The sequence below is a fragment of the Borrelia hispanica CRI genome, assembly GCF_000500065.1.
Classification (GTDB): domain Bacteria; phylum Spirochaetota; class Spirochaetia; order Borreliales; family Borreliaceae; genus Borrelia; species Borrelia hispanica.
The window spans coordinates 1-8,841 of the sequence record NZ_AYOU01000098.1; the positions used below are offsets into that span (position 1 = coordinate 1).

General features: G+C 30.1%; 13 protein-coding genes. All 13 read left to right on the forward strand.

The features are described 5' to 3' along the window. Window positions 1–591 (forward strand): DUF787 family protein (locus U880_RS11150; protein ID WP_024654612.1); only part of this gene is annotated, 591 nt, incomplete at its 5' end. A 2-nt stretch (window positions 592–593) separates the two neighbouring features. Next, on the forward strand, window positions 594–1,019 hold the full coding sequence (locus U880_RS0102790) for a DUF1463 family protein (RefSeq protein ID WP_024654672.1): 426 nt from the start codon (window positions 594–596) through the stop codon (window positions 1,017–1,019). 19 nt (window positions 1,020–1,038) lie between these two features. Next, window positions 1,039–1,476, forward strand: a complete 438-nt coding sequence (locus U880_RS0102795) for a DUF1473 family protein (RefSeq protein ID WP_024654673.1) — start codon at window positions 1,039–1,041, stop codon at window positions 1,474–1,476. Between the two features lie 12 nt (window positions 1,477–1,488). Beyond that, complete coding sequence (locus U880_RS0102800) at window positions 1,489–1,719, forward strand: DUF1322 family protein (RefSeq protein ID WP_051373866.1); 231 nt, start codon at window positions 1,489–1,491, stop codon at window positions 1,717–1,719. Beyond that, the gene (locus U880_RS0102805) at window positions 1,716–3,194 is read left to right on the forward strand and encodes a DUF759 family protein (protein WP_024654675.1); all 1,479 of its coding nucleotides are present in this window, start codon (window positions 1,716–1,718) and stop codon (window positions 3,192–3,194) included. The genes U880_RS0102800 and U880_RS0102805 overlap by 4 nt, the downstream gene beginning before the upstream one ends. A gap of 12 nt (window positions 3,195–3,206) precedes the next feature. Further along, complete coding sequence (locus U880_RS0102810) at window positions 3,207–3,842, forward strand: DUF792 family protein (RefSeq protein WP_024654676.1); 636 nt, start codon at window positions 3,207–3,209, stop codon at window positions 3,840–3,842. 4 nt (window positions 3,843–3,846) lie between these two features. Continuing rightward, entirely contained in the window at window positions 3,847–5,046 is a 1,200-nt protein-coding gene (locus U880_RS0102815; protein WP_024654677.1) for a DUF693 family protein, read from the forward strand. Beyond that, entirely contained in the window at window positions 5,047–5,589 is a 543-nt protein-coding gene (locus U880_RS0102820) for a DUF777 family protein (RefSeq protein ID WP_024654678.1), read from the forward strand. Window positions 5,590–5,635: 46 nt separating this feature from the next. After that, window positions 5,636–5,968 (forward strand): contractile injection system sheath initiator, encoded by a 333-nt coding sequence (locus U880_RS0102825; protein WP_024654679.1) that lies wholly within the window; start codon window positions 5,636–5,638, stop codon window positions 5,966–5,968. Further along, window positions 5,965–6,846: a DUF276 domain-containing protein gene (locus tag U880_RS0102830; protein ID WP_024654680.1), complete on the forward strand. Its 882-nt coding sequence runs from the start codon at window positions 5,965–5,967 to the stop codon at window positions 6,844–6,846. The genes U880_RS0102825 and U880_RS0102830 overlap by 4 nt, the downstream gene beginning before the upstream one ends. 12 nt (window positions 6,847–6,858) lie before the next feature. Continuing rightward, on the forward strand, window positions 6,859–7,479 hold the full coding sequence (locus U880_RS0102835) for a DUF735 family protein (RefSeq protein WP_038359028.1): 621 nt from the start codon (window positions 6,859–6,861) through the stop codon (window positions 7,477–7,479). Window positions 7,480–7,495: 16 nt separating this feature from the next. Further along, window positions 7,496–8,365: a DUF685 domain-containing protein gene (locus tag U880_RS0102840; RefSeq protein WP_024654682.1), complete on the forward strand. Its 870-nt coding sequence runs from the start codon at window positions 7,496–7,498 to the stop codon at window positions 8,363–8,365. A gap of 75 nt (window positions 8,366–8,440) precedes the next feature. Further along, complete coding sequence (locus tag U880_RS0102845) at window positions 8,441–8,626, forward strand: BlyA family holin (RefSeq protein ID WP_024654531.1); 186 nt, start codon at window positions 8,441–8,443, stop codon at window positions 8,624–8,626. Window positions 8,627–8,841: the final 215 nt, after the last annotated feature.

Sequence of the window (8,841 nt, forward strand, 5' to 3'; positions counted from 1 at the left end):
GTTGTTCATTCTAAAGGAACTCAACAATTACATTTGAGATTTGTATCTAAATATTTACATGAAGCAAGTATGTTTCATGCTGTAAACCCTTATGGACTTACATTTAGTGGTATCAATCCTATTACTAATAGTGAAGAAATTACTAAGCTTAGACAAGCTAATATCAATTTCTACTCACACCTTAATGAAACTGGACTTGATGGTTTTCCAGCTTTTAAGGAGGGAATTTGTTTAGATTCTAGCCCTATCGACGAAATTTTTACTTACGACTATATCAAATATGAATTTATTGCGGAACTTATTAGAATATGGAACTTGAATAATAGACAAAATAGTAAATTATCAGCACTTCAACTATCAGGACAAAGAGATACTGCTTATAGTGCGGCTATTGCATGCAAACTGAAAGAGTTTGTTGATGCAGGTATAATTGTTTCTTATTCTAAGCTCAAAATACAAATATCGGCAAGTGCTTCACTAAAACTATTCTTATCAATAAGTATTACTTATAACTATTCTATGAAGGGCGTGGTATTGAATATCACAACACAAGATATACAAAGTTATCAAAATAGCTTAAAGGAGGTTTAATAATGGAGCAGGTTTATAATTTAACGAAAATATTTTTCTCAATCAAAGATAAGCAAATTCAAAGTGGGAAATTAGAACTTACTAGTGAACCTACAACAAGAGCTGTATCTAGTACTGAAGATATGGGACTTCCGGTAGTTAGTTTTAGAGACCCCAAAACTATTACTTTCATATTCAATGTTGAAGTAACTATTGGATCTTATGACTATAAGATACTAACAGATATGTCTCAAAATCAATTTTACAACACAGAAGAGAGTACGCACAAAAAACTGCTAAAACTTGTATTTAACGATTTTGAAAACATTCACATTGTATCTAATCATGCATTCTTTGCAGAAGAACCATCAAGAAGCTATGCTGCTGAAGCAGAAAAAGTTACGTTTGAAATTAGAGCGATTAATTGCGAAGTAAAAAAAACTCAATAAGTAAAATCAAGGAGGCTATATGATTCAACTTTACAAAATGAATATTTTGACAAAAAAGGAAACACACACATTCGATGTAAAAGTATTACCAGTTTACCAATGGGATTCTATATTAGGTTTTTCACAAAATTACGGTATTGACAAACTCAATAATATTGATTATCTGAGAACAATAACAAACATTATGATCAAACCCGACTTTTTAGACAAATTTTACTTCATTTTAGATGATAATAGAAAATATATTTCTTACTACAAGGATTATCTTGTTGCAATATTGTATTCAATTCAATTCGATACATTCACCTTAGAAGAAGACTTCAAAAAACCAAGTCTTGTTTACTTAAGTCATTATCTGAATGCTGATGGTGGATTTGTAAAATTCGACTATATTGACGATAGTTGGAATTATGAACAAATAATACAAAATATCGATTCACAAGAAAAAGAATTGTAAAGGTATACGCCTATGAGAATAAACAAAAGAAGTGATATTCTTCAAGAGATAACACATTCATATTTCAAATTCCTCGAAAACGCCAAAAAAGATAAATATCACTTCCCCGTTATGATGGGTATTTGCAGCTTTGATGAGGTAAAGACACTGAATTATAAAGATTTGATGGAGGTAAACAAAATATCAGATTTGAAACTTCAAATGAAGATATATGAAATGTCTCTATCTAGAGGAATATTATGAATAACGCTGGATTTACTATTAAGTTCAAAGGTGTACTTGATCATGCTTCAACTAAAAAGTCTTTAGAAAAAGATATATCTATTCTTGAAAAAGTTCTAAAACCCAAAAGAACAAGACTCGATAGCACTGAAAAAATATTGAAACACAATCTGAAAGAAAAAAAAGCTGAACTTGCTAAACAAAACAAATATGAAAAACTAAAATTAGCAGAAGAAAAAAGACAAGAGAAATTAAGAATAGAAAAACAAAAAAAACTAGAAGCAGCAAAAAAAAGGCTAGAAAAATTAAGATTAACAAAAGAAAAAAAACAAGAAAAATTAAGAATAGAAGAGCAAAAAAGGCTAGAAAATATAGAAAAGTTCAAACTTCAGGAAACTAAAAGACTTATGAGCCAAGGCATGAGATTCAAAAAGGCGAAAGAAGCCGCAATAAAAAGGTCGTCCATGACACAAGAAAAATTGATGGACTTAGAATATAAATCGCTAAAAAAGCAAAATGGAATTATACGTCGCACTATACGTCGCACTGGGCGCGCTGTTCTAGAAGTAGGTAAAATTGCGGTTGGAACTGCTCTTGGACAAGTATTTGGGACTACTTTTCAAGGTGGGATTGGTGATGCATTCAATTATGCTAAAAGATCTATTATCAACAACGCAAATGTAAAAAAAATGAATGTAATTACTTCAAGAGTATTCAAATCTCAAGAAAAGGCTCAACTTAATAATATTCTTCAAGAAATACCGGGATTTAATAGGGAAATTGATAGAGAAGAGTTCCTTAATTATGCTGGAATTTTGAGAAAAGATTTGGAAAGTTTAGGACAAAACAATGAGGCGAACCTAAATAAAGCAGTAGCATTCGCTGCGAGACTTAAATCCACAGGAGTTGTTAATGACAATGCTTCAGCTATTGCTGTAGTATCAGAATTCTTACAAGGAAAAGGTGGGTCTCTATATAATGTCATGGGTTCATTTAGCAAATTGACAAATAAGTACAATGAACGTGGAGAAATGGAATATGACATACTATCTTCAAATCAAGCTTTGTCTTTTAGAACAGACTCACTAAAAAAAATTATTGATGATTGGAATACACTAGAATTTCCTAAATACGCAAGTACAGAAGAAAAACTCAAAGATGATCTTATTGAAGCCGAAGATTCTTTCGCAAAAACTACATCTGAACTAGTAAAACCCCTCTTAGCGAAATTATCAAAACTAGCTACATGGCTTCAAGACTTTACTTTCAAAACTCACATACTTGATCCAATGATCAAAGGTCTCACAAGTTTTTTCGGTAATATCAGCGAATGGTTTATGAAGATGGTAAAAATGGCACTAAAACAAATACTGCCCGATTGGTTTTACAAACGGGTTTTTAGTGCAGACGATAAAACAGATAAAGACCATTCACCACTCCCAACTACTGATACTGGAACTAAATTAGAAAAAGACGCAAGTGTGAAAACACCTTAAGGAGGCATAAATATGATCACACAATTTACAACTGATTTTATTCATCAGTACAAAGATGCAAAAGGCATGAAATCAATGCTAGACTATATTAACTTAACGCCGTCTCAAATAACAACCATTTTGAAAGAAACTTTCAATCAATTATCTAGTGTGTTTATGACGTCAAATTTCTTGATTCTGTGTCCACGAATGGACTTCAAAGGCCAAGGATATGTCCCACAAGGATTTTTCATTCAAGCTAAAAGTGAACTAATCAACATGAAATATAATACTACTTGTTCAAAACGCCCTATAATTGATTATTACACTCGCAAATCTACACATGTAAGTTATAATCCTACTTTCAATGACGAGATTATTACTTTAAATAATGCTAAATTAGTTAGTGGATATTCAGAACTACTCAAATGGTCATTCAATGTGCCTTTTGGAAAATCCATATTTCCAAATACTAGCAATTTAGCAAAACAGCACTTAACAAATAGGGTAAAAGAAAGTGTGCCATTTAGTGTTTACAGCCCATCTTTTGGATTTATAGAAATAGTCGCTATTACTTCTCTTGAGCTTAAAGACACAGTATATCTTGATGAGGTTGAAATTAGTGTAACATTAGAAGTTCTCAAAACATTTACAAAATATAAAGGGTGAATTAATGGAGCCTAGACTTTTGAAATATGACTTCAAGATCGAATTCTACGATCAACCTAAAATCTACGAGATACCTAAAAAAGAAAATGAAACTCAAACTGAAAAAGCTAAAGAAAAGAGCACACCTAAAGAAAAACCAAAGGAAGAAACTAAGACTGAAGAAACTGAAGAAAAGAAGAAAAATACAAACGAACCCAAAATTATACTTCGCACTACAGATGGTATACATATAGACATTCAAATATCTGATGTATATACAAGCAATAACTATATATGTTCTAAACAAGCAAAACTAACTATTTGGAATTTACCTATAGATTTTACTGATAATTTACAAGCTGGTAATATTGTCACAATATACTATAAAAAATTTGCAGAACTTAAAGATTATGACTTTATTATGTCTGGGTACTTAGGTACACCTATGAGTACTGATTATCCTAGTGGTGATTTTAGTGTTGATTTGGAAATTCATTTAGCATCAAAAAGCAATTATTTTCATAGAGCACTCAACCCAAATCAATTTCAAGGCATGACAGTAGAAGATGCGATCAAATCAGCTTTTCCTGGTAGAAATATTATCAATATGACTTATGAAAACAAAAAACGCATAATAAATGAAAGTTTTTGTGCAAACACTCCTGTTGAATTTATCGAAAAAATAACTAAAAAGTATGTCCAAAGCGTTAGAACAGATATTACACCTAAAGACCATACACAACTAATCAAAGAAGCATCTATCAATACTACTGATATCGAATGTAACTATATATTTACAAATTACGTACCGATACAAACAGAAACAGAGAAAAAAGAAGAAACAGAAAAAAATAAGCCTATACAAAAGGACAAAAATCCAAAAACAGAAACAACTACAACAGACACAAAAGAAGAGGAAACAAAAAAAGACACAGATAAAGACTATGAACCTCTTGAAGATTATCTTCTTGAATTTATACCACAACAAGAAGTCACTATAGGTTCAAATAGAAATATTAAGTTAATATATTGGAATGCCAAGATTATGTATACACATAAACTCAAAGTTGGTGATAAAGTTAGTTTCATTGATGGTACTGGCAACAAAATTAAGGGCACTATTTCACAAGCTGATGCTGTATTAAGTAATATTGGTGAGTGTTCTCTTATACTCAAGCTTTATGATGATGCGAATTACCTAAATATAAAAGGAGAAGCCAAATAAATGCATTTGAATTATGATATTTACAGAATGAATAGCCAAATGGTTGGTTCTGCATTAACACAAGAAGAGATCAAACTATGGATCTATAAAAATATTTTCATCTCTACAATAGGAATTATCAAATCTTTTGATTCTGAAACTCAAGAAGGTGTTGTATTACTATCCCTTTACAAAAATGTAGAAATTAGGACTCGATGTATATCCAATATGCATTTTGATCTACAAGAAAACGATGAGGTTATTCTTTTGCAAAGTAGTATCAATCTTTTTGATATTAATGATGATAATTATTATGATAAAAACTATTTCTATATATTACGACCGATTAATATGCAAAATGCAACTATCAAAGTTGATGATTTTTCTATTCGCACAAAAAACCTTATGGAGATCAAAAATAATAACATAAGTTTAAAACAAGTCTTAGAAGAAATAGTTAATTGTTTGCACAATTTGAGAGTTTCGGGACAAGCTACGGTTGAACCTAGTTTTTACACATATGTTAATAATATACAAAACAAAATAAACATGTTGCTAAAATAGTTTTTAGCAAAAATAGTATTATACTTCCTTGTAAAGGACATAAAGATTGGATATCAGAATTGACAACGATTTTAATTTAGCTTTTAATTCGAATTTAAAGCTTGTTGACAGTATTGAAGAACAAAAACAACGACTATTCATATTCTTGAAGACTCCAAAAGGTAGTCTTTTCTATGATCCTCAATGGGGTTTGGATTATTCACACATTATGAAGCTTATCAAGGTGAACTCTTTAGCACAAATCAAAACTTACCTATTCAATATTATACAAGATCTCAAAATTGATATTGTAAATCTTGACGTAAAGATACAATCAAACGCAATAAGCATTGTCTTTCACTTTCCAAATGACACTCTCAATATGGAGGTTAGATTATGAGCATCCTGTTTGATTCTGATGTTGGAGTCTTGAAAAAGAATATTGAACAAATTGTAAATGCTAAACGTCAATATTTGAGAGACAATTATAAAATATTAATTAATGACGACCCAGCATCCATTTACAACATCATTGCAACATCACTTGCATTCAAAGAATGTGAACTAATTGATGAAGTTAACAAATTATTCGAATCCATAAAACCTGATTCTGAATATTGGCAAGCGATAGAAAAACACATAAGTGTAAAAAGTACTACTTATGAGGCCATTAAGAACTCTCTACTATCTATTAATGGTATTACACACGCAAATATCAAAAGTACTGCTGGTACAGCTAGTATTTATGTTATTGTAGATGATGAATTTTTGAATTCAGACAAAACACAAATAGAAGATACAAATCTAAAAGCAAATATTTGGAATACACTTTATCTAACATGTCCAATTGGTACTACTTTCGAAGGAGATATCATTATCGACGGAATTAACAACAATAATCAGAGAATCGAATATAAAGTGTCACTTGGTAAGAAAAAATACGTATACCTAAAAAGCAAATATAAAGTAAATATCAAAAATCATCTATACCTTAATGTTGACGCTAAAATTAGAGATATTTACACCAGAATTGCAAATAATAATTATGGCGATATGGGAATTAGTTTTGAATATCAAGATTTTTTTGCTCCTGTTAACGAAATTAAAGGTGTACACTGCATTGATGTCTCTATTGCTGTGAAAGAAAACTTGAATACAAAAATTAATGATATTAATGATAGTGAATTTAAGAATAACGAAAATGTTCAGGTTGAAGAAAATGAAATTCTTGATTTTGATTTTACTTCTGATAGATTGTTAATCAGTATATCCTCATAAAAAGGAGGTTAAATGACAAGTATACCTACTATACCCACAGTCTTTAATGACACTGAAGTTGAAAAAATAATACATGCCGAACTTGGATTCATAGATCAAATAATAAAAGAGGTCAAAACTCTTAATGATAATTTCACAGATATCAATGCTACTACAAATCTAAATTCAAGATTCATAGCATTCTGGTTGTCAGAAATATTGAAAATTATATACTCAACAAACCAAACTCTTGAAACACTAGCAAAAAATATTGATAGTGTGCTTTTCGCTTTACGTCATATTGGGACCCATGAATCATTTATCAAGCTATTCAAAGCCTTCCTTAATGTTGATATCGAACCTACTACTTTATCACCTGGCGTCATTAACATAAAGCTCAAAAGCGATATTAAAACTAATGTTATAGCATTTATTGTTGGTAGTAAGTCAAAAAAAGACACTACACCTCATAAAAAAATTATATTCAAAACTAAAGAAAATGAACGTATTATCAAAAAAGCATGGATTATAACTTTACTTCCTAAAGGATATGAAAACTCTATTTACGCATTCATCAAAAAACTTATTCCTATTGGAAGAATACTCAAGATACAAAACTATAAGAATGAATACGTCAAAGAGTTTAAAGGATAATGAATAAGGAGATTTTATGACTAGTCAAGAAAGTCCTGAACAAGATACCGTCGTAAGACATGATGATACAATAGAAATTAGAAACCTCAATAGAAGAACCTCAACTGACCCCTCTGATCTATTGGTTTTAGATGATGGCTTTTCTAGTTGTCATGCAATTACTTTTGATGACTTTCGTAAAGAATTGCATAAAAAAACATTCGTTCAAGGCGAAGGAGTCGATGATTTTAAGCAAATAATACAAACTCTAATTGCAAATGAATTATTACAAAATACAAACTTTATAAATCAAGCTTATCAAAAAGTTATAGAAAAACTCAAAAATAATGAATCCAGTGTTATGGATTCTATTCTTAGTAAAGTCACAAATAAACTTGAATATGATTTATCACAACAAGACACATTAAATACAAATACTTATTTTCTAGGACTTTACTATTCTTCTTTGAAAAAAATAAAGGTTCAAGAACATCTTACCGGTATTAGCAGCAGCTTCAGTGCAAATAGTATTAGTACAATACAACCAGAAAGACAATATTCTGGTGAATATACTAAAACCGTGTATATGTCGAGTTTAAAATATGGTCGTTATGTTTTTGACTTGTCAGATTCGTCACAAACAAATCAAAATTCTGAAATTACCATACAAACAGACAGTTCATATGATGATAAACCTATTTACTTAATTGTTGAAGTTAAAGCAATATCTAGTTCAACTTCTCAAGCTCGTAAAACTGTCAATATAAAATACAGCGGCTCTTCTTCAAAAAGAACGTTATTTCAGCTTGGAAGTGTCAATGGTGGAACAGGTCTGAGGTTTAATCTTTTCGAAGGTTGGTATATGCAAAAGAGAGTAGATGGTATGCCTTTACTTCTTAAATTATAATTTTTATTTTTGCTATATTTTATTTTAGCTATATATTTAACTATACCATTTATTATAAAGTGAGGTTAAAGGATTATGCAAAGTCTCAATGCTTTATTAGAACTTTTACTTAATATTGACGGGGGTAAATTGATTATTATTTCTCTATTCATTTTAGGTATGGGTTCATTATTTGTTTTTCTTCTTAAACCAATAACTAAAGATATTATTAACATCTTAGTTACCAAGTTTAAAAGCAAAGACAAAGGCGAAGATTTATGATATTTGGTAAAAGGTTATTACAGTCCAAGTAATATTGGACTGCAATAATTTTTTTCAGCTACTAAAAAATTACAAAAAATTTGTTTTTATACTTGATAATATTTTGTTTTTGCTATATATTTATTCTTAGGCAATTATGGATAGGAACGCAAGTTGAAAACTACGGTACTTGCAAACTCCATCCGAAAATGGTGCAATGCCTTATGCACCTACAA